The following is a 19,960-nucleotide window of genomic DNA, read 5'->3' on the forward strand; positions in this document are numbered from 1 at the left end:
ACTCCGAGCGCCATCATGTTCCCTACTTGTTCCCTAAGCGCAATAGGAAATTTCCTACTCCGGCGGCGTCGGTCGCGGAATGCAGGTGTTCGGTTGTGAGGAATGGTGCCCAGGAGAGGACTCGAACCTCCACGCCCTTGCGAGCGCCAGCACCTGAAGCTGGTGCGTCTACCAATTCCGCCACCTGGGCACAGGGGTCAGTTTGTAGGCAGGCGGCGCGCTTAGAGGGCGCAGCGTCCGCCTGTCAACGCGCTTATTGAGCCCCGGCCCTGGCGTCGGGCTCATAGTCGATGATGTCGCCGGGCTTGCAGTCGAGCTCCTCGCAGATCGCCTCGAGCGTGGCGAAGCGGATGCCCTTGACCTTGCCCGACTTGAGCAACGACAGATTGGCTTCCGTTATGCCGACCGCGGCAGCAAGGTCCTTCGACTTCACCTTGCGCATCGCCAGCATGACGTCGAGCCGGATGACGATCGGCATCAGACGAATGCCCGATTTTCTTCGTCGATACCGCGCGCACGCTCGAGCAACCGCGCGATGAGGAACAGCACGAGCGTCACGCCCACGGTAAGGACGGCGCGGAAATCGATCCGCATCTCGATCCGGGGCGGACCGCCAAGCGCGGCCTGGGCAAGCTGGGCTGCGGGCGGCGCAATCAGGCCGATCAGCGCCATGAGCAGCAGCCAGAAGGCGAAGCTTCGGAACGCGGCGACGACGCCGGCTGAAAACAGTTCGCCGCGCGCGATCCGGCCCAACATCTGGGTCAGGCGGATCAGCGCGGCGATCAGCAGAACCATCGAGACGTCCCCGATTGCACGCGCCGCGGGCGTATCGAGCCCGGATTGGTGGCGTTCCAGCCGCACCGTGCCGGTGTCGACGCCGAATCGGGCAGCGGCATAAAGCGACGCCATCAGGATGATCGTCGCCCACACTCCCCAACGGAGACGCGAAGCTGAAAGACTGATCGATCTATTTGTTGTCTCGCTTGACATGATTATCGTCCAACAATAATAGATTGCCAATCTACAGCAACGCAGATGGAGCCGCAATCGTGAAGAAACTGTCGATCATCCTTGCCAGCCTCGCGCTTGCTTCGGCCGGCGGCCTGACCCTTGCCCACGCGCAGCAGATCGCGCCGCCGAGGGTGACGTTCATGGCGCAATCGCACACCGTTCCGTTCGAACTGTATCGCGGCAACCGGATTTTTGCCGCTGCGGAGCTCAATGGGCATCCGACTCCGGTGATCCTCGATACCGGCGCAAGCGCGACGACGATCGACGCGGCCTATGCGCGTTCGATCGGCCTGCCGCCGGGCCGCAAGATCCAGGGACAGGGTGCCGGCGGCGCGGTCGACGCGGAACTCGTGTCCGGCGTTACCCTCGAAATCGGCGGGATGCGGTTTGAAGACATGACGGTCGGCGTCATCGACCTGTCGCTGGTGTCGCGCGGCATCGGCCGTCCGGTCAACGTCATCCTCGGCCGGGAATTCTTCAATTCGGCAGTCGTGTCGCTCGACTGGGCCGGGCGGACCCTGACGGTCAATTCGCACGCGTCGTTCAGGCCTGCAGCCGCCGCTGCGGAGCTCAAATTGTCGCGCAAGGGGCCGTTCAACACGATTCCCGTGGCTGTCGCCGGGGACAAGCCGATCCAGGCACTGCTTGACCTCGGCAATGGCGGCAACTTGTCGTTGCCCCGAACCTATTGGGGCGCGCGCGCGGATCTTTCGCGCTTGCGCTACGCCGAAAGCCGCATGGGCGGGGTCGGCGGCCTGCATGCGGCCCGGGTAACTGTCCTTCCGGCGGTGGGCCTGGGCAACCGCACGTTCGCCAACGTCCCTGCAACCCTGTCCGACTCCGGCAACGATCACGACCCTGAAAAGATGGCCAATGTCGGCATCGGCTTGCTCAAGCAGTTCCACGTCGATCTCGATCTCGGCCGCGACCGCATCTACCTGACCCCGCGGCGCGATGCCCCGAGCTTCGAGCGCGACCGCTCGGGCACGAGGCTTGAGCTGGTCGGGAATCGGCTGCGCGTCGCGTTCGTCTCGCCCCAGGGGCCGGCCGCAGCGGCAGGTCTGAAAGAAGGCGATGAGATTGTCGCCGTCGACGGCCGTCAGGTCACCGCTTCTTATTATCAGGGTGCCGACTGGACGCGCGGCCGCGCCGGCAAGTCCGTGCTGCTGGAGCGCGCCGACGGCAGCCGGGTCACGGTGACGCTCCGCGACTATTACTGACCGGTGCCTGGCGCTTGCGCCCGCTTGTCAACGCCAAGCGGGCGGAGCTAGGGCCGCGCAATGATCGACCTCAAGGAAGAGCTGGTCACCGTCTTTGGCGGCGGCGGCTTTATTGGCCGCTACGTCTGCGAGAGCCTGCTTCGCGCCGGTGCGCGGGTCCGTGTTGCCCAGCGCGACCCTCGGAAGGCGCATTTTCTGCAGCCGCTTGCCCAGGTGGGGCAGATCGGCTTCGTCAGTGCCGATACGCGGCGTCGTGACACGATCGCCGGCGCGATCCGCGGCGCGACGGCGGTGATCAACCTCCCGGGCGTCTTCGGCAAGCAGATGTGGAGCGTCCACGTCGAAGGCGCACGCAATGTGGCCGAGGTCGCGGCCGCGAATGGCGTCAGCGCCTTGGTGCAAATGTCTGCGATCGGCGCCGACTCCGCCGGCGTTTCCGATTATGCGCGCAGTAAGGGGGAGGGCGAGGCCGCGGTGCGCGCCGCTTTTCCGAACGCTACGATCATCCGGCCATCGCTGGTGTTCGGGCCGGAGGATCAGCTGACCAATCGCTTCGCTGCAATGGGTCGGCTGCCGCTGCTGCCGGTGCTTGCGGCAGCGACGAAATTCCAGCCTGTCTACGTGCGCGACCTGGCCAAGGCGATCGCCATCGCGGCGAGCAATCCTCGCGCGCACGCCGGCAAGACCTATGAAATCGCCGGACCCCAGCCCATGAGCATGATCGACCTGCATCGGCAGATTTTTGCGTTGTCGGGGCAGAACCCTGACCTCATCGAGCTGCCAAACATCGCGGGCAAGTTTCTTTCCATGTTCGGTTGGCTGCCCGGAGCGCCGCTGACCGCTGATCAATGGAAGATGCTTCAGCAGGACAATGTGCCGTCGGGCAGGCAACCGGGGCTGGAAGCGTTCGGCATAGAGGCCACGCCGCTCGCCGCCGTGGGCGCGGAATGGCTCGGCCGGTTCAATCGCGGAGGCCGCTTCGCCGGTCACCGCGCCAGCGCAACCGCGGCCAACTAGCGCATGCCCATCCTCTGGTTGGTTATCATCCTCGGCATCGTCGAGGGCGTCACCGAATATCTGCCCGTCTCCTCGACCGGCCACCTCATCCTCGCCACCGAGCTGCTCGGCTTCCGCGCCGACGAATGGGCGGTGTTCAACATCGCCATCCAGCCGGGCGCGATCCTCGCCATCGTCGTCCTCTACTGGCGCACCTTCTGGGAGGTGCTGAAGGGGATGTTCGAGCGCAGCCCCGATGCGTGGCGGTTCGTGCGCAACGTCCTTGTCGCCTTCACGCCCGCCGTCGTCCTCGGCCTGGCGCTTGGCGACGCGATCGAAACGATGCTGGCCAATGCGGTCATCGTCGCCTGGGCGCTGATCATCGGCGGGATCGCCATCTTGGTGATCGAACGGCTGGTGAAGCCGAAGGAAAGCGGCGGGGTCTCGAACCTAACACTGCGCCAATCGGCGTCGATCGGCCTCGTCCAGTGCCTGGCGATGATTCCTGGGGTCAGCCGCTCGGGCGCGACGATCCTCGGCGCGATGAGCCTCGGCATCGACCGCAAGACCGCGGCGGAATTCAGCTTCTTCCTCGCCGTGCCCACGCTGGCGGGCGCGACCACGCTGCAATTGTTCAAGCATTGGGACGAAATCCCGACCGGCCAGCTGCAGTGGATCGGGCTCGGCAGCCTCGTCTCCTTCGTCGTCGCCTGGGTGGTGGTGAAAGGCTTTCTGGCGATCGTTACCCGCTATGGCTTCGCGCCATTCGGCTGGTATCGCATCGTCGCCGGCACCGCCGCTGTGGTCTGGCTAACGCTTCGCTAGTTTATCCTTGCGTCACTTTGGGTTAAGCTGGTTCCCCTGACAAATCAGGCGGTTGGCCGAAAGGGCGAGACGATGCGTACCAAGCTTCTCCTGATCCCGATGTTTCTGGGCGCGAGCCCCGCACTTGCCCAGGCGCCTGTTGCGCCCAAGGCGGCACCCGACACCGCGCAAATCCAGCGTGTGCTCAATGACCCTGCGATGGCAGACCGCATGGCGCGCGTCATGCAGGCGATGTCCAGGAGCTTCATGAACCTGCCCGTGGGCGAGGTGCAGGCCGCGGTCGAAGGCCGCGCCCCGACGGCGGCGGAACGGCGCATGACCGTGCGCGACATGGGCCGCCGCGACAATCGCAATTTCGAGCGTGACGTGCAGCAGCAGATGGCCAATGCGCGCCCGATGCTCGAACAGGGAATGAAGGCGCTAGGCGAGGCGCTGCCCGCGATGATGCAGGGCATGACCAAGGCGGGTGAGGCCATCGAACGCGCAACCGCAAATTTGCCTGACCCGACCTATCCGAAGCGGTAGACGCGCCGTCCCACCGCGCTAAAGCTGCCCCTCGCATGTGGCAGCTCTTCCAATTCCCCCTGTGCCCTTTCTCCCGCAAGGTCCGGCTCGTCCTCGCCGAGAAGGGCGTCGGGCATGAGCTGGTGCGCGAGAATCCGTGGGAGAAGCGCGACGAGTTCGTCGACCTGAACCCCGCGGGCGAAACGCCGGTGATGGTCGACGCCGACCAGGGGATTACGCTGATCGGGTCGCAGCCGATCGTCGAATATCTCGACGAGACGGTCGACCGCATGCCGATGGTCCACGGCAATGCCGCGCTTCGCGCCGAAATCCGCCGAATGACCGAATGGTTCGACATCAAGCTCTATCGCGAAGTGGTCGAGCCGCTGATGAACGAACGGATGCGCAAGCGCCTGGTCAGCCGCGAAAGCCCCGACACGCGCGTGCTGCGGGAGGCGATGCGGATCGCGTCCGAGCATCTCGATTATATCGATTATCTGCTCGACCACCGCCGCTGGCTAGCGGGACCGGGGCTGAGCCTCGCCGACTTTACCGCCGCCGCGCATCTGAGCGTGATCGATTATCTCGGCGCGCTCGACTGGCGCGGGCACAAGCAGACCCAGGATTGGTACGCGGTAATGAAGTCTCGGCCGTGCTTCCGGCCGCTGCTGGGGGAGCGGATGGAAGTGATCGTGCCGCCGGGGCATTACGACAAGGTGGATTTTTAGCGGGAGGCACCGAGCATAAGGGAGCGTTTGCGAAGCAAACGGGAGCTTATGTCGAAGAGATGCCGAATGCCGGACGGCCTGCGCCCATAGGGCGACAGGACCGGAAGCGCAGCTGACCGAAGGTCACCGCGCGGATTCACTCCGCGCCGGCTGCAATCGCGATCAGGCATCCAACCAAGGCGATGGACCATAATAAGACGCCGACCCAAAACGCCGCAGGCTCGGTCCGCCTGTAAGCAAGTCCCGTAAGATATAACGGTATCGAGCCCTTGTTGAGGCCGAGCATCAGGATCACAACGCACAACGCTGCGCTCAAGCGCGCACCGCCGCTACCAGATAATTCAACCGCACATCATCGCTGAGATGCAGCCCCCGCGACGGTGACCAGGCAATGCCCTCCACGTCGACGCACTCCAACCCCGCATCCGCGAGCAGCGTCTTCATCCGCTCGGGCGAGATAAACTTGTCGAAATCATGCGTGCCGCGCGGGATCTGGCCGAGGCCTTCGGCGAGCGTGATCATCATCAGCTTCGACCAGCCGGTGGCGTTGGGCGTCGACAGGATCAGCAACCCGTCCGGCGCCAGCCGCGCCGCAAGCGCCCTCAGGAAGGCAGCGGGATCGGCGACATGCTCGATGACCTCGAGGCAGGTGACGAGGTCATATTGGCCGTCAAGCGCCTGCACGTCGCCCTGCCGGTAGTCGATCTCCAACCCTTGCCCCGCCGCATGGTCGCGCGCCACCGCGATCACCTCGGGCGTGGCGTCAATCGCGGTGACCTTCGCGCCCATCCGTGCAAGCGGCTCGGCCAGCAGGCCCGCGCCGCAGCCAACGTCGAGCGCGCTCTTGCCTTCGAGTGGCCGCCGCAGATGCTCGTCCACCTGCCAGTGCCGGTCGATCTGGTCGCGGATGTAGCCGAGCCGCACCGGGTTGAGCTTATGCAGCATCGCTGACGAGCCCTTCGGGTCCCACCAATCCGCTGCGAGCTTGCCGAACTGTTCGACCTCGCGTGGCAGGATGCTTGTTTCGGCCATGCGCGCCTCCTAACAGTCCGCGCGTCCCAGCCCAAGGAGCTTCAGCCTGCCCCGTATCGTAATGAAGTTCGGCGGAACGTCGATGGCGGGTATCGAGCGCATCCGCAGTGTCGCCGCGCGTGTCCGGCGCGAGGCCGAGGCGGGCAATCAGGTGCTGGTGGTGGTTTCCGCGATGGCCGGGGAGACCGACCGGCTGGTGCAGCTCTGCCGCGAGGCCGCCGCGCTGCATGATCCGACCGAATATGACGTCGTGGTCGCCTCGGGCGAGCAGGTGACCGCAGGCCTGCTGGCGATGACGCTGCAAGGCATGGGCGTGAACGCGCGCAGCTTCATGGGCTGGCAATTGGTGCGGGCATCGGGAGTCCACGGCAATGCGCGGGTCGAGGCGGTCGAGGGCGCCACGCTCGATGAGGCGCTGCGTAATGGCACAGTCGCGGTCATCCCCGGCTTCCAGGGCGTGTCCGACGACGGGCGGCTGGCGACGCTTGGCCGCGGCGGGTCGGACACCAGCGCGGTGGCCATCGCCGCGGGGCTGAAGGCCGACCGCTGCGACATCTACACCGACGTCGACGGCGTCTACACCACCGATCCGCGGATCGTGCCGCGCGCGCGCAAGCTGACCCAGGTGACGTTCGAGGAAATGCTCGAGCTTGCGGGCGTCGGCGCCAAGGTGCTGCAGGTGCGCTCGGTCGGGCTGGCGATGCGCGAGAAACTGCCGCTGCGCGTGCTGTCGGCCTTCGAGGATTTGCCCGGCACCGACATCGTCGCCGAGCTTTCAGGAGCGAACATGGAACGCAATGAGATCGCGGGCATCGCCGCCGACCGCAACGAGGCGCGGATCACGCTGACCGGCGTCCCCGACAAGCCCGGCACCGTCGCGCAGGTGATCGCGCCGCTGGCCGAAGCCGGGCTGTCGCTCGACATGATCGTCCACGCCGCGACGCCCAACACCGGGTCGTCCGACCTGACCTTCACCGTTCCACGCGCCAGCCTGTCGCAGGCGATGGCGGTGATCGAGCAGCGTAAAGGCGAGATCGGCTATGCCGAGCTGATCCACGACGATGCGGTCGCCAAGGTCAGCATCGTCGGCGTCGGCATCCGCTCCAACCCGCAGCTCGCGGCGCGGATGTTCGACGTTCTGGCCGAGCGGCAGATCAACCTTCACGCGGTCTCGACCAGCGAGATCAAGGTCAGCGCGCTGATCGCCGAAAGCGAGCTCGATCTGGCGGTGCGGATGCTGCACTCGGCGTTCGGCCTCGACGCGGAGCAATCGGCGTGAACCACGTAGCCCTCCCCTTGATGGGGAGGGGTTGGGGTGGGGTGAGGTGTCCGCTAGAGACGCCGCCCTATGAACGACCTTACCCCCACCCAACCCTCCCCCATCGAGGGAGAGGGCTTGCACGGCCGACGCCGTCTTGCCGAATTGATGCACCGCGGCACCGACTTCCTCGGCTGCGAGGTCGCGATCATGGGCGGGGCAATGAGCTGGGTCAGTGAGCGCAACCTCGTCTCGGCAATCAGTAACGCCGGCGGTTTCGGCGTGATCGCCTGCGGCGCCATGACGCCCGAGCTGCTGGATACGGAAATTGCCGAGACCAAAAAGCGCACCGCCAAGCCGTTCGGCGTCAACCTCATCACTATGCATCCGATGCTGGCGGAATTGATCGACGTTTGCGCGAAGCATGAGGTCAGCCACGTCGTGCTCGCCGGCGGACTTCCGCCGGGCTGGGCGATCGAGAAGATCAAGGCGAACGGCGCCAAATTGATGGGCTTCGCCCCCGCGCTTGCGCTGGCCAAGAAATTGATGCGTTCGGGCGTCGATGCCCTGGTGATCGAGGGGATGGAGGCGGGCGGTCATATCGGGCCGGTCTCGACCTCGGTCCTCGCGCAGGAAATCCTGCCCCACGTCTGCCACGACATTCCGGTGTTCATCGCCGGCGGGATTGGGCGCGGGGAGGCGGTTGCGGCCTATCTCGAAATGGGCGCGGTCGGGGTGCAGATCGGGACACGCCTGGTCTGTGCGCATGAAAGCATCGCCCACGCCAGCTTCAAGAAAGCGTTCCTCCGCGCCTCGGCGCGCGACGCGATCCTGTCGGTGCAGATCGATCCGCGGCTGCCCGTCATTCCGGTGCGCGCGCTCAAGAACAAGGAAACCGAACGCTTCGCCGCCAAGCAGCGCGAGGTCGCCGATCTGCTCGACAGCGGCGCGCTGGAGATGGCCGAAGCGCAGTTGCAGATCGAACATTATTGGGCGGGTGCACTGCGCCGCGCGGTGATCGACGGCGATGTCGAAACAGGTAGCGTGATGGCCGGTCAGTCGGTCGGCATGGTCACGCGCGAGGAACCGGTTGCGGCGATTCTCAAGGAGCTGGTCGATGAAGCCGCAGCAGCGCTCGAAAGCCGCGGCTGAAAAACTTGGGGCGCCCCGCGGTGACCCCGCGGGACGCCCACTGGCCCCCGCCCGTTAGAACCGATAGCCCAGGGAGACTTGGACGATTGGGAAGATCTTATAATCGACCTCATCCTCCAGTTCATCGGCTTCGCGGGCGAGTTCTTCCTGGAAGTCCGGATCGGTCGCCAGGAGCCCAGTTGTCTTGAGGTCACGAACGCGCGGCGAGCCCTGGAACATGCCGCCTGCCTCGATCCCGAAGTTGAGGCCGCGCGTCGCGCCGCCGAAATAGCCCAGCGTCAGTGTCGGCGCGAACGACTTGGCTTTGACGTTACCCGACAGCACGCCGATTTCTTCCGGCGTGTAGACTTCGTCGCCAATCTCGACGTCCTCGGTCGGCGTGGCGGTCAGGCGCACCTTGTTGCCGTTGATCCGCGCGCCCCCCGACACACGGAACCCGCCACCGAACGGGTGGACGTCGAGCATCAGCCCGCCCGAAGCGAGCTTGAGCTTGCCGTCATAGTCGACGCCGTCGGATTCGGCGTCCTGGCTGATGCTAAGGAAGGTGACGTTGCCACGGACCCCGAACATGTCGGAAAAGCGGAAGCCGACTTCCGGCCCGATGCCGAGCGTTCCGCCGGTCACCCCGACGCTCACCGACCCCGTCGTGCCGGCATCCTGCGCCAATGCCGGCGTCGAAACGGCCAGCGCGGCCGCAAACATAATGACCTTCTTGTTCATGGTTCTGATCCCCCAGCGCTCAATCTCAAGCGCTTCATCGGGGACGGATTCAGGCAAGTCATACCCCACTTGAGGTACGGGAATAATTCGCCTTAAACTGTGACCAATTTACCGGCCCGCGAAGCGCGTTTGCCGAGTTGCGTTGCGGGGACCGAAGTGAAGCTGACCGCCGACCTGATCTACGAAGCCGCGATCGACGATGAATTGTTCGCGCAATTCCCGGCCATCATTTCGACGGCGCTTGAAGCGCGCAGCTGCACCCTCCACTGGCGCGATTCGGCGGGGACTGCGGGGGTGGCCGGGCATTCGGGATATTTCTCCGACGCGGACATGGCGGATTACGCTTTCAACTTCGCCGCGCACGACTTGTGGACCGACGCCGGCATGCGCGCAGGTTTCGTCAACCGCGCATGGAACACGTCCGGCCTCGTCCCGCTCGACGAATATGCGCGCAGCATTTTCTACAATGAGTGGATCCGGGCGATCGGCGACGACACTTATTATTGCTGCGGCTCGGTGATGCGCACGAGCGAAGGCTTTGGCATGATCGGCCTTCACCGTGGCCGCACGCAAAGCGATTTTAGCCCCGAAACGCTCGCCGAACTCAATGCGCATGTCGATCATCTGCGGCGGATGTTCACGATCCGCGGGCGCCTGTCGCATCTGGCCGACCGCAATGACTTGCTTAGCGCGATCTTCGAATCCCCGCGCCAGGCGGCCTTCCTGGTCGGCGGCGATGCGCGGCTGGTCATGGCCAACGCCCAGGCCGACACCCTGTTGGCGCGCCGCAAATATCTGCGCCTGCGTGGCGGAAAGCTGGAGCCAGCAAGCGATGCGGGACAGTCGGTGTTCGAAGCGGCGCTCGCCGCCGCCCACGCGCCTGCGGATCGCCGCGCGTCGTCCTGCCTGCTGCGCGGGAACGATGGCACGTTCGTCACTGCCGCGATGACCCCGATCGTCGGCAAGCGGTCCGCATCGGCGGTGCTGGTCACGATCGAGGCGCCGGCGATCGCGGCGCACGGGGTAGTGGTTTCGCGCCATCTTCAGGACGCGTTTGGGCTATCGGCGGCGGAAGCTGACATCGCCATCCGGCTGGCCGAGGGCGATACGATCACTGAAATCGGCGAGCGGCGGCGCTCGGCCCCGGGCACGGTGCGGACGCAGGTCAAGCATATCTTGTCCAAGATGCACGCGCGACGCCAAGGTGATGTCGTGCGGATTGTCGGCCGGATCGCTGCCGGACGGCCGGTCGGCAACGACCTTCGCTAGCGCGCCGCAATCTCGTCGATGCGGCTGCGGATGCGCCGATAGGACGGCGACAAGGTGTAGCGCAGCCGATGCTGCAGGCGATTGAGAAGTCCGAACGCGAAGGACATGGCATCTCCCACATCGTTACGCTCAGCAGATGCCCTTGAATCAGATGCACACACCGCCGTCAAGCGCGCCGTCACGCGTTGGAAGGCAGTGGCCTTTCTGTTAGCGCGCATGCCATGCCCCTGACCGCCTCCACCGCTGCCCGGGAAATCCTCACCGGCCTGCACGAAGTGATGGCCAAGCGCGGCTCGGCGCAGGTCAAGCTCGACCAGGTGGTCGACCTCATCGCCGGCAAGATGGCGAGCGAAGTGTGCTCCATCTACCTGCTGCGCGACAATAAGCTCGAGCTGTTCGCGACTCATGGCCTGCGCAAGGAAGCAGTGCACGTCACGCGGCTGGGCATGGGCGAAGGCCTGGTCGGCACGATCGCCGCCGAAGGGCGCATCCTCAACCTCGACGAGGCGGCCGATCATCCCGGCTTCGTCTATCGGCCGGAAACGGGGGAGGAGCGCTACCACAGCTTTGCCGGCGTCCCCATCGTGCGGCTCGAAAGCCCGATCGGCGTGCTTGCCGTCCAGCACGCCGATCCGCGCCGCTACGAAGAGGTCGAGATCGAAGCGCTGCAGACCGTGGCGATGGTCCTGTCGGAAATGATCGCCGGTGCACGCCTCGTCGATGGCGCGCGCCGCGGCCGCTTGCGCAGTGCCGGGCCGCTGCGCCTGTCAGGCCTGCGATTGGTCGCCGGCATGGCCAAGGGCGAAGCGGTGTTCCACGAGCCGCGCGTCGTCGTCGAACATACCGTCGCCGAGGACACCGAGGCCGAGCGCGAGCGCGTCTACGGCGCGTTCCGCAAGATGCGCGAGCAGATCGACAATATGACTCGCGAGGCGGAGTTCGGGATCGCCGGCGAGCATCAGGAGATCCTCGAGACCTACCGCATGTTCGCCTACGACGAAGGCTGGTCGCGACGCATCAACGAGGCGATCGACAGCGGCCTCACCGCCGAAGCGGCGATCGAGCGCGTTCAGCAGCGCACCCGGGCCCGCATGCGCGAAATCGACGATCCGCTGCTGCAGGAGCGGATGCACGATCTCGAGGATCTGTCCAACCGCCTGCTGCGCATCGTCTCGGGCCGGATGGGCACGGCCGCGCAAACCGGGCTGACGCGCGACACCGTGCTCATCGCCCGCAACCTCGGGCCGGCGGAGATCCTCGAATATGATCGCCGCCGCTTAAAGGGCGTCCTGCTCGAGGAAGGTTCGCTGACCAGCCACATGACCATCGTTGCGCGCGCCATCGGCGTGCCGGTGATCGGGCGGCTGCCCGACATCCGCCACAGCGTCCAGGAAGGCGAGCAGATCCTGGTCGACGGCGACAATGGCAGCATCATCATCCGCCCCAATCGCGCGCTGACGACCGGCTTCGAACATCGCATGGCCTTGAGCCAGAAGCGCCGGGCCGAATTCGCCGCGGTCAGGAACCTGCCCGCCAAGACCCGGGATGGGGTGGAGATCGGCGTGATGGTCAACGCCGGCCTGGCCGAGGATGCGGTGGCGCTGGCGGCGAGCGGCGCCGACGGCATCGGCCTGTTCCGGACCGAATTCCAGTTCCTCATTTCCGCCACGCTTCCCGGCCGCGACCGCCAGCTGCGCCTCTATACCAAGGTGCTCGAAGCGGCAGGCGACAAGCCGGTCATCTTCCGCACGGTCGACATCGGCGGCGACAAGGCGCTGCCGTATCTCGCCGATGTGCACGACGAGGCGGAAAACCCGGCCATGGGGTGGCGTGCGCTGCGCCTGTCGCTCGATCGTTCGACCTTGATGAAGGCGCAGGCGCGCGCGTTGATCGAGGCATCCGCGGGCAAGGTCCTGCGCGTGATGTTCCCGATGATCTCCGAACCCTGGGAGTATGAGGAAGCACGCGCGCTGCTCGAAGAACAATTGGAATGGGCGCGGCAGGGTCATCGCAAGCTGCCCAAGCGCGTCGAATATGGAGCGATGCTGGAAGTGCCGAGCCTTGCGGAAATGCTCGACCAGCTGCTGCCGCGGATCGACTTCCTGTCGATCGGCACCAACGACCTCACGCAGTTCCTTTTCGCCGCCGACCGCTCCGACCCGCGCCTGGCCGAACGCTACGACTGGCTCAGTCCCGCGATCCTGCGTTTCCTGAAACGCGTCCTGGATGCGGCGCGCGCTGCCAACGTGCCGGTCCGGATCTGCGGGGAGATGGCGGGGCGGCCTCTGGAGGCGATGGCATTGATCGGCATCGGCGCGGAAAATGTGTCGATCACACCCGCGGCGGTTGGCCCGATCAAGGCGATGGTCCGCTCGATCGATACCGCCGAAGTGCGTGCGCGGCTCGATGCCGTGCTGGCCAAGCCGCCGCGGGACATGCGCAAGGCACTTGCGGATTGGGCGCGGCGGCATTCCGTGACGATTAGCTGACGGGCGGTTGACACGAGGGCCGCAGCCTTCAAACAGGGTTGGAAGGCGGTTCAAGGCGAAGCGATGGACGAAGAATCGGTCGAGACGGAGACTTTGACGGTCGGGCAGCGCTTGCGCGTCGCGCGTGAGGAAAAGAAGCTCAGCCTTGAGGATATCGCCAGCCAAACGCGCATTCCGCGCCGCCATCTCGAAAGTCTCGAGCAAAGCGCCTGGGATCAGCTTCCGGCACCCACCTACACCATCGGCTTCGCGCGCAGCTATGCCAGCGCGGTAGGCCTGGACCGGGCCGAAATTGCCGAGGATTTGCGGGGCGAACTGGGCGGGCAGCGAACGCCGGCCATGGCCCCCGCCGAAGTGTTCGAACCTGCCGATCCGGCGCGGACCATGCCCAAGTGGCTGGTGCTGGGCGCGATCGTCGCGGTGATTGCAATCGTGCTGCTGATGAGCTGGCTCAATGAGCGTTCGCTGACCGCGGGCGAAGATCCAGCGGCGAGTGCGCCGGTGGCCGCGGCCACCGCGCCGCCCGCGGCTCCGGCGCCTTCGCCAGCGCAGCCGCAAGCCGCGCAGGGTCCGGTGGTATTGACCGCCAATGCGCCCGCCTGGATCCAGATCACCGACAATGGCCGCACCCTGTTTTCGGGTGAGCTTGCCGCCGGACAAAGATACGAGGTGCCGGCGACGGCGACTGCGCCGCTGCTCAAGGCGGGCAAGCCCGAAGCGCTGCAGATCACGGTCGGCGGGCAGCCGGCGCCGCAAGTGGGTCCGCCGGGCCGGGTCGCATCGAACGTCAGCCTCGCTCCGGCCGATTTGATGCGCGGCCCGTCGCCCGCGACCACGGCGACCCCGGGCTAAGGGATTCATCCGGGGCTAAGGCGGGACACGTCAGAGTCGCGCCACATTTCAGGCTGGGGAAGCAATTTCGTGGAAAGCTTGCGTTCGATCACCGGCGTTGCCGTCAGCGCGGCCGCCTTGCTGCTTCCGATCCATGCAGCGCAGGCGCAGCGCCAGCTGCCGCCGTCCCCCGAACAGCGCATCGACCGGCTCGAGCGGCAGCTGCAGCAGATCCAGCGCCAGGTGTTCCCGCGCGGACGGCCCGCCGATACCGCGGGCTTCGCGGATGAACCCGCCGCCACGCAATCGTCCGTCGCGACGCTCAACCAGCGGCTGGAATCGCTCGAACGCCAGATGGCGGACATCCTTCGCCTGTCGGAGGAGAACGGTAACCAGCTGCGCACCATGTCCGCCGACCTCGCCCGCTCGCGGGATGAGCAACAGCAGCGCATCAATGGCCTTGAGCAGCGTATTGCCGATGCCGCAGCCGCGGCGGCAGCGGCCCCCGTCGTCGACCCGGCGGCAACCCCGGCCGTCACGCGTCCGCCCGCAACTCGTCCGCCGGCGACCCGGCCCTCGACGACTGGCGCGGCCAGTCCGGCCACGGGCGGCCCCGCGGTTCCGGCCGCGACGGCCGACGCCGGCGAGGAAGCCTATACGGCGGGATTCAAGCTGTGGGAGGCGGGCAAGCTCGACCCCGCCATCCGCGAGTTGCGCGCGTTCACCGCGGCCTATCCCAGGCATCGCCGCGTCAGCTATGCCAACAACCTCATCGGCCGGGCCTTGCTCGACCAGGGGCAGCACCGCGCGGCGGCGGACGCCCTGCTGTCAAATTATCGCAACAATCCGCGCGGCGAACGGGCGGCGGACAGCCTCTTCTATCTCGGCCAGTCGCTGATGAAGCTCGGTCAGCCCGGCCAGGCGTGCAAGGCCTATCAGGAACTCGATGCCGTTTATGGTGCGAAGGTGCGCGCCGACCTGCGCAAGCAGGTCGATGAGGCCAAGGCCAGCGCCAGCTGCAGCTGACGTGCTAAAGGCGCGACATGCCGATCGCGCCTGACATCGCTTCCCGCTTCACGCGCGATCTGGACGCGCTGTGCCCGCAAGCTGCGCGGATCGGCATAGCCGTGTCGGGCGGGGCCGACAGCCTCGCGCTGCTTCTCCTCGCCGCTTCCGTGCGTTCGGGTCAGGTCGAAGCCGCCACCGTCGACCATGCTCTACGCCCTGAAAGCCGGGGCGAAGCAAAGATGGTTTCCACTGTGTGCGCCGAACTCGGCGTTCCGCACCGCGTGTTGACCGCACAGTGGGACACGACGCCGCAGTCGGCGCTGCAGGAACGTGCGCGGCACGAACGCTACCGGCTGCTCGGCCTGTGGGGGGCAGAGCGCGGCCTCGACGCCATCCTGGCAGCACATCATCTCGACGATCAGGCGGAAACATTCCTGATGCGCCTCGTGCGCGGCGCGGGGGTGCGGGGACTGGCCGGCATCCGGCCGTCTGCGACGATTCCTGGAGGAAATCTGCCCCTGCTTCGCCCCTTGATCGGATGGCGGCGAAATGAGCTTGAAGAGATTTGCAACCAAGCCGGTTTGTCGCCCGCGATCGATCCGGGCAATGCCGATCAAACCTTTGAACGCGTGCGGGTGCGCGGGGCGCTTGCCGATGCGGACTGGCTCGACTCTGCGGCGATTGCGGCAAGCGCCCAACACTTGGCCGACGCCGACCGGGCTTTGGAATGGGCAGTCGATCGCGCCTGGCCTGCCGACGTTGACGAAAGCGACGGCGGTTTCAGCTACCGCCCGGGCAATGCACCAAAGGAAGTTCGCCGGCGCGTCACCGAAAGGATCGTGAGGCGCCTGGCGAGCGAAGGTGGCTCGAGCCTGCGTGGCGCCGAACTTGACCACTTGCTCAATACGCTTGCGCGCGGCGACCAAGCCACCCTTCGGGGCGTCCTTTGCAAGGGGGGCGACATTTGGCGCTTCGTTTCGGCGCCGCATCGGACTCGACGCGGAGAGGACTCGCGTTAAACTCCGCTTCAACGACTCGCAGGGAGTTGCGCTTCAACGTCGGGGGAGGAGAAGCGAATGGAGCCGGACGCACGTTATTTTCGCCGTCGCGCGAGTGAGGAGTTGGCGGCCGCTAATCGGGCAGTGACCGCCGCCGCGCGCGAACGTCGCATGCAACTTGCCGGAATCTTCCTCGAACGGCTCAAGGCGGCGGAGGCGAGCGACGCTTTGTTCGAGTATGAATCGCGGCAATTCGTTGCCGCTGCCGACCGCATCACCGCGCTGGAATGGAGCGACCGGCTGGAGGCGCAAAGCGCCTGACGGTTGCCCGCGGCGGGTGTGCCGTTCACGACTCCCTAAGCCCGCATTGTTATTGAGGGCGACGCGCTTATCTTTAGGCGCAAGGGCGATCGGCCCGCATGAGAGAGCGATGAACGACAAAGAGAAGAAGCCCGGGAACCCCTGGACCAAGAGCCTGCTGATCTGGGTCGGCGTGCTGTTTGCGCTGGTCCTGTTCGTGCAGATGATCGACGGCGGCTCGCGCTCGACCACCGGCAATCCCATCCCTTATTCCGATTTTGTCCGTCAAGTGGATGAAGGCAACGTCCAGACCGTCACCATGGCGACCAGCACGACGGGCAATTCCGCGATCACTGGCAAGCTCAACGGCGGCGAGGAATTTCGTACGATCGCGCCCGCCGGGTCCAACGTCGCCGACAAGCTGATCGGCAAGGGCGTCGCGGTCCAGGTCAAGGCCGAGGAAAGCTCGAGCATCTGGCTTTACATGCTCTACAATTCGCTGCCCTTCTTGCTCATCCTGGGCATCAGTTTCTTCATCATGCGCCAGATGCAGAAGAATGCGGGTTCGGGCGCAATGGGCTTCGGCAAGAGCCGCGCGCGGATGCTGACGCAAAAGGAAGGCCGCGTGACCTTTGCCGATGTGGCCGGCATCGACGAGGCTCGCGAAGAGCTTCAGGAAATCGTCGAATACCTCAAGGATCCGGGCCGCTTCGCCCGGCTCGGCGGCAAGATTCCCAAGGGGGCGCTGCTGGTCGGCTCGCCCGGCACCGGCAAGACCCTGCTCGCCCGCGCCATCGCGGGGGAGGCGGGCGTGCCCTTCTTCACCATTTCGGGCTCGGACTTCGTCGAGATGTTCGTCGGCGTCGGCGCCAGCCGCGTGCGCGACATGTTCGACCAGGCCAAGAAAAGCGCGCCGTGCATCGTCTTCATTGACGAAATCGACGCGGTAGGCCGCCACCGCGGCGCAGGCCTTGGCAATGGCAATGACGAGCGCGAACAGACGCTCAACCAGCTGCTGGTCGAAATGGACGGCTTCGAAGCCAACGAAGGCATCATCATCATCGCCGCGACCAACCGTCCCGACGTGCTCGACCCGGCGCTGCTGCGTCCGGGCCGGTTCGACCGCCAGGTCGTTGTGCCGCGTCCCGACATTGACGGCCGTGAACAAATCCTTGGCGTGCACATGAAGAAGGTTCCGCTTGCTCCGGACGTCGATGCTCGGGTCATCGCGCGGGGCACGCCGGGCTTTTCCGGCGCAGACCTCGCGAACTTGGTCAACGAAGCGGCCCTGCTTGCCGCGCGTAAGGGCAAGCGTCTCGTCGCCGCGCAGGAGTTCGAAGAGGCCAAGGACAAGGTGCTGATGGGCAGCGAGCGCCGGTCGATGGTCATGACCGAAGACGAAAAGCGCATGACGGCCTATCACGAGGCCGGTCACGCGATCGTCGCGCTTCACGAGCCGGCATCGGACCCGATTCACAAGGCGACCATCATCCCGCGCGGCCGCGCGCTGGGCATGGTCATGCGCCTGCCGGAGCGCGACAATTACAGCTATCACCGTGACAAGATGTACGCGAACCTCGCGGTGTCGATGGGCGGGCGCGTCGCCGAGGAAATCATCTTCGGTTACGAGAAAGTGTCGTCCGGTGCCTCTTCCGATATCAGCTATGCCACCAACCTCGCCCGCGACATGGTGACGCGCTGGGGCATGTCCGATGCGCTTGGGCCCCTGCAATATGCCGAGGCCGACGAAGAGGTGTTCCTGGGCTATTCCATGAACCGCCAGAAGAACATGTCGAACGAGACCGCGCAGGCGATCGACAAGGAGATCCGCCGCATCGTCGAGCAGGGCTACGACCGCGCCAAGTCGCTCTTGCAGGAACATCGCGAAGAGCTGGAAACGCTGGCGAAGGCGCTGCTCGAATATGAAACGCTGAGCGGCGAAGAGATCAAGAAGCTGATGGCCGGCGAGACGATTGATCGCGGCGGCGCGAAAGGTCCCGCCATCCCGACCGCCGGATCGTCGATTCCGAAGGCGAAGCGGCCCAAGGCCGGCATCGGCGGCGCCGCGCCCGCGGGCGCCTAGCCACCTGTCATTCAACGACGGTTCATCGTTTCAGCCCTCTCTGGCGCGTCCAGGGAGGGCTGTTTCTTCATGATCTTTCGACCGACCATTGCCGCCATCTTGATCGTCACTGCAGCGCCGGCAGCGGCGATGCCCGTGTCCAATTTCCTGGCCAAGGCCGAAGCACTCAAGAAGGGGCCGCTGGCTCTCTTCTCCGGCGACATCAAGCTGCTGATGAATCAGATCAAGGCTGACAGCCAGGCGCTCCGGAGCGAGCGTTTGGCCGCCGAACAGGCGGGCAAGCGCGGCGCCTTCTGCCCGCCCGCAGGGGGCGTGAAGATGACCGACAAGGATGTCCTTCAAGCGATGGAGGCCGTCCCAGCGCCGCGGCGGGCGCAGACCAGCACCAAGGACGCCATGCGGGCCTATATGGTGCGCCGCTTTCCCTGCCGCGCCTAGCGCAGCCTACATCGTCCCGATCGCGACCGAGGCGACCAGGAAGAGTGATGCGCAAATGCAGGCGAAGGTGACCAGGGCGGCGGTTCGCAACAGCGCGCTCCACCGGCCGAGCTGGTAAGCGCCCTTCAAGTGGCGGTACATGTGGATCGGCGGCACGAAGAACAGGAAGCTGGCTAGCGCGGTCATGCCCGCGGACACCAGCAGCCCGCTGATCACCACCAGGATCATCATGAACGATAGCGAATAGGTGACGAACACGGTGTGGTCGTACATCTTGTACCGGCGCCGCAACGGAAACAGCAGCCACAGGAACGGCACCGAGATCGGGATCAGAAGCCAGCTGTATTTCGACGCCGCATCCTGGATCTTCTGCGCCATCAGCTGGGGGTTTTCACGCGTCCCGTCGATCAAGGGGCGCAACCAGGACGGAATCTGCTCTTCCTCGTCGCCGTCGGTGACAACCAGGCCCCCACTATCCGCCTCTGCCTGCTTGTCCGCGATCTCCTGACGAATTTGGGCAATGCGCGTCTCGATGGCGGTCGTGTCCTGGTCTTTCCCGGCGATGGTTCGCCGCGCGGCTTCGGCCTTAGCCAAGGCCTGCTGTTCCTCCGCGATCTCGGCCTGGATTTCGCGCTTGAAGTCGTCGCGCGTGCCGGGATCGAGTGCGCCGGTGAAATTCAGCGTCGCAAACATCGCGAACACGGTGAACAGGTAAAGCGCGATCGGCGAGATGAACCGGGCGCGTTCGCCCGCGATATAGCGCCGCGTCATTTCGCCCGGCCGCCACACCAGCATCGGCAGGGTTCGCCAGAACTTGCCTTCGAAATTGAACAGGCCGGCGGCAAAATCCTGCATGAAGGCGCGGAGCGAGCGGTGGACGTGCGCCTTCTGCCCGCATGCCGTGCAATAAGGACCGGTCAGCCGCGTCCCGCAATTCAGGCAGTTACGCTCGTGCGTATGACCGTCGTCGCGCGCTTCGCCCCCGCCCGGCTCGACGGCGCGCGCGAGGAGCCCGCCGGTCACCGCTTCGCCAAGCCCTTCCATTTCGCCCATGTCATCCCCGCCGCCATATTAGGCGGAGCCGAAGGCGCGTGCTAG

20 protein-coding genes and 1 tRNA gene are annotated in these 19,960 nt (G+C 65.7%); 15 read left to right on the forward strand and 6 right to left on the reverse strand.

The genetic code is table 11. The features are described 5' to 3' along the window. Positions 1–103 precede the first annotated feature (103 nt). The 3 genes from H9L13_RS03725 to H9L13_RS03735 all read right to left on the reverse strand — a co-directional run bounded on the left by H9L13_RS03725 (position 104) and on the right by H9L13_RS03735 (position 930). A tRNA-Leu gene (locus H9L13_RS03725) sits at positions 104–190 on the reverse strand. Between the two features lie 63 nt (positions 191–253). Next, positions 254–478: a helix-turn-helix domain-containing protein gene (locus tag H9L13_RS03730; RefSeq protein WP_187539151.1), complete on the reverse strand. Its 225-nt coding sequence runs from the start codon at positions 476–478 to the stop codon at positions 254–256. Then, complete coding sequence (locus tag H9L13_RS03735) at positions 478–930, reverse strand: DUF2975 domain-containing protein (RefSeq protein ID WP_187539153.1); 453 nt, start codon at positions 928–930, stop codon at positions 478–480. The genes H9L13_RS03730 and H9L13_RS03735 overlap by 1 nt, the downstream gene beginning before the upstream one ends. Positions 931–1,049: 119 nt before the next feature. Here H9L13_RS03735 and H9L13_RS03740 point away from each other — a divergent pair, with 119 nt between their 5' ends. The 5 genes from H9L13_RS03740 to H9L13_RS03760 all read left to right on the forward strand — a co-directional run bounded on the left by H9L13_RS03740 (position 1,050) and on the right by H9L13_RS03760 (position 5,284). Further along, the gene (locus H9L13_RS03740; RefSeq protein WP_187539155.1) at positions 1,050–2,231 is read left to right on the forward strand and encodes an aspartyl protease family protein; all 1,182 of its coding nucleotides are present in this window, start codon (positions 1,050–1,052) and stop codon (positions 2,229–2,231) included. Positions 2,232–2,291: 60 nt separating this feature from the next. Further along, the gene (locus H9L13_RS03745; RefSeq protein WP_187539157.1) at positions 2,292–3,248 is read left to right on the forward strand and encodes a complex I NDUFA9 subunit family protein; all 957 of its coding nucleotides are present in this window, start codon (positions 2,292–2,294) and stop codon (positions 3,246–3,248) included. A gap of 3 nt (positions 3,249–3,251) precedes the next feature. Next, positions 3,252–4,052 carry an undecaprenyl-diphosphate phosphatase gene (locus H9L13_RS03750; RefSeq protein ID WP_187539159.1) on the forward strand — a complete coding sequence of 267 codons (801 nt, stop codon included), beginning with the start codon at positions 3,252–3,254 and terminating at the stop codon, positions 4,050–4,052. A 72-nt stretch (positions 4,053–4,124) separates the two neighbouring features. Further along, a complete protein-coding gene (locus H9L13_RS03755) occupies positions 4,125–4,577 on the forward strand; it encodes a hypothetical protein (protein WP_187539161.1) in 453 nt (150 codons plus the stop codon). 35 nt (positions 4,578–4,612) lie between these two features. Then, entirely contained in the window at positions 4,613–5,284 is a 672-nt protein-coding gene (locus H9L13_RS03760; RefSeq protein WP_187539163.1) for a glutathione S-transferase family protein, read from the forward strand. Positions 5,285–5,596: 312 nt separating this feature from the next. On the opposite strand, the gene ubiG is transcribed toward H9L13_RS03760, so the two are convergent. After that, entirely contained in the window at positions 5,597–6,316 is a 720-nt protein-coding gene (gene ubiG, locus H9L13_RS03765; protein ID WP_187539165.1) for a bifunctional 2-polyprenyl-6-hydroxyphenol methylase/3-demethylubiquinol 3-O-methyltransferase UbiG, read from the reverse strand. A gap of 46 nt (positions 6,317–6,362) precedes the next feature. Here ubiG and H9L13_RS03770 point away from each other — a divergent pair, with 46 nt between their 5' ends. Together H9L13_RS03770 and H9L13_RS03775 are read left to right on the forward strand one after the other, a co-directional pair. Continuing rightward, the gene (locus H9L13_RS03770) at positions 6,363–7,595 is read left to right on the forward strand and encodes an aspartate kinase (protein WP_187540111.1); all 1,233 of its coding nucleotides are present in this window, start codon (positions 6,363–6,365) and stop codon (positions 7,593–7,595) included. A gap of 147 nt (positions 7,596–7,742) precedes the next feature. Continuing rightward, on the forward strand, positions 7,743–8,726 hold the full coding sequence (locus tag H9L13_RS03775; RefSeq protein ID WP_187540113.1) for an NAD(P)H-dependent flavin oxidoreductase: 984 nt from the start codon (positions 7,743–7,745) through the stop codon (positions 8,724–8,726). A gap of 54 nt (positions 8,727–8,780) precedes the next feature. Here H9L13_RS03775 and H9L13_RS03780 read toward each other — a convergent pair whose 3' ends face one another. Then, the gene (locus tag H9L13_RS03780; RefSeq protein WP_187539167.1) at positions 8,781–9,446 is read right to left on the reverse strand and encodes a porin family protein; all 666 of its coding nucleotides are present in this window, start codon (positions 9,444–9,446) and stop codon (positions 8,781–8,783) included. A gap of 156 nt (positions 9,447–9,602) precedes the next feature. Between H9L13_RS03780 and H9L13_RS03785 the strand changes: the two genes are divergently transcribed. The 8 genes from H9L13_RS03785 to H9L13_RS03820 all read left to right on the forward strand — a co-directional run bounded on the left by H9L13_RS03785 (position 9,603) and on the right by H9L13_RS03820 (position 18,862). Further along, positions 9,603–10,715, forward strand: coding sequence for a helix-turn-helix transcriptional regulator (locus tag H9L13_RS03785; RefSeq protein ID WP_187539168.1), 1,113 nt, complete (start codon positions 9,603–9,605; stop codon positions 10,713–10,715). 221 nt (positions 10,716–10,936) lie between these two features. Beyond that, positions 10,937–13,204: a phosphoenolpyruvate--protein phosphotransferase gene (ptsP, locus tag H9L13_RS03790; RefSeq protein WP_187539170.1), complete on the forward strand. Its 2,268-nt coding sequence runs from the start codon at positions 10,937–10,939 to the stop codon at positions 13,202–13,204. Positions 13,205–13,267: 63 nt separating this feature from the next. Then, entirely contained in the window at positions 13,268–14,056 is a 789-nt protein-coding gene (locus H9L13_RS03795; RefSeq protein WP_187539172.1) for a helix-turn-helix domain-containing protein, read from the forward strand. A gap of 69 nt (positions 14,057–14,125) precedes the next feature. Then, positions 14,126–15,061: a tetratricopeptide repeat protein gene (locus tag H9L13_RS03800; protein WP_187539174.1), complete on the forward strand. Its 936-nt coding sequence runs from the start codon at positions 14,126–14,128 to the stop codon at positions 15,059–15,061. Positions 15,062–15,078: 17 nt separating this feature from the next. Continuing rightward, positions 15,079–16,062 carry a tRNA lysidine(34) synthetase TilS gene (gene tilS, locus H9L13_RS03805; RefSeq protein WP_187539176.1) on the forward strand — a complete coding sequence of 328 codons (984 nt, stop codon included), beginning with the start codon at positions 15,079–15,081 and terminating at the stop codon, positions 16,060–16,062. A gap of 57 nt (positions 16,063–16,119) precedes the next feature. Then, positions 16,120–16,362 carry a hypothetical protein gene (locus tag H9L13_RS03810; RefSeq protein WP_187539178.1) on the forward strand — a complete coding sequence of 81 codons (243 nt, stop codon included), beginning with the start codon at positions 16,120–16,122 and terminating at the stop codon, positions 16,360–16,362. Between the two features lie 109 nt (positions 16,363–16,471). Then, a complete protein-coding gene (ftsH, locus tag H9L13_RS03815; protein WP_187539180.1) occupies positions 16,472–18,424 on the forward strand; it encodes an ATP-dependent zinc metalloprotease FtsH in 1,953 nt (650 codons plus the stop codon). A gap of 69 nt (positions 18,425–18,493) precedes the next feature. Next, a complete protein-coding gene (locus H9L13_RS03820) occupies positions 18,494–18,862 on the forward strand; it encodes a hypothetical protein (RefSeq protein WP_187539182.1) in 369 nt (122 codons plus the stop codon). Between the two features lie 6 nt (positions 18,863–18,868). Here the strand turns inward: H9L13_RS03820 and H9L13_RS03825 are convergent, their stop codons facing one another. Next, positions 18,869–19,915: a DUF3667 domain-containing protein gene (locus H9L13_RS03825; protein WP_187539188.1), complete on the reverse strand. Its 1,047-nt coding sequence runs from the start codon at positions 19,913–19,915 to the stop codon at positions 18,869–18,871. Positions 19,916–19,960 lie beyond the last annotated feature (45 nt).

This window comes from Sphingomonas lutea, from assembly GCF_014396785.1.
In the GTDB taxonomy this organism is placed as follows: domain Bacteria; phylum Pseudomonadota; class Alphaproteobacteria; order Sphingomonadales; family Sphingomonadaceae; genus Sphingomicrobium; species Sphingomicrobium luteum.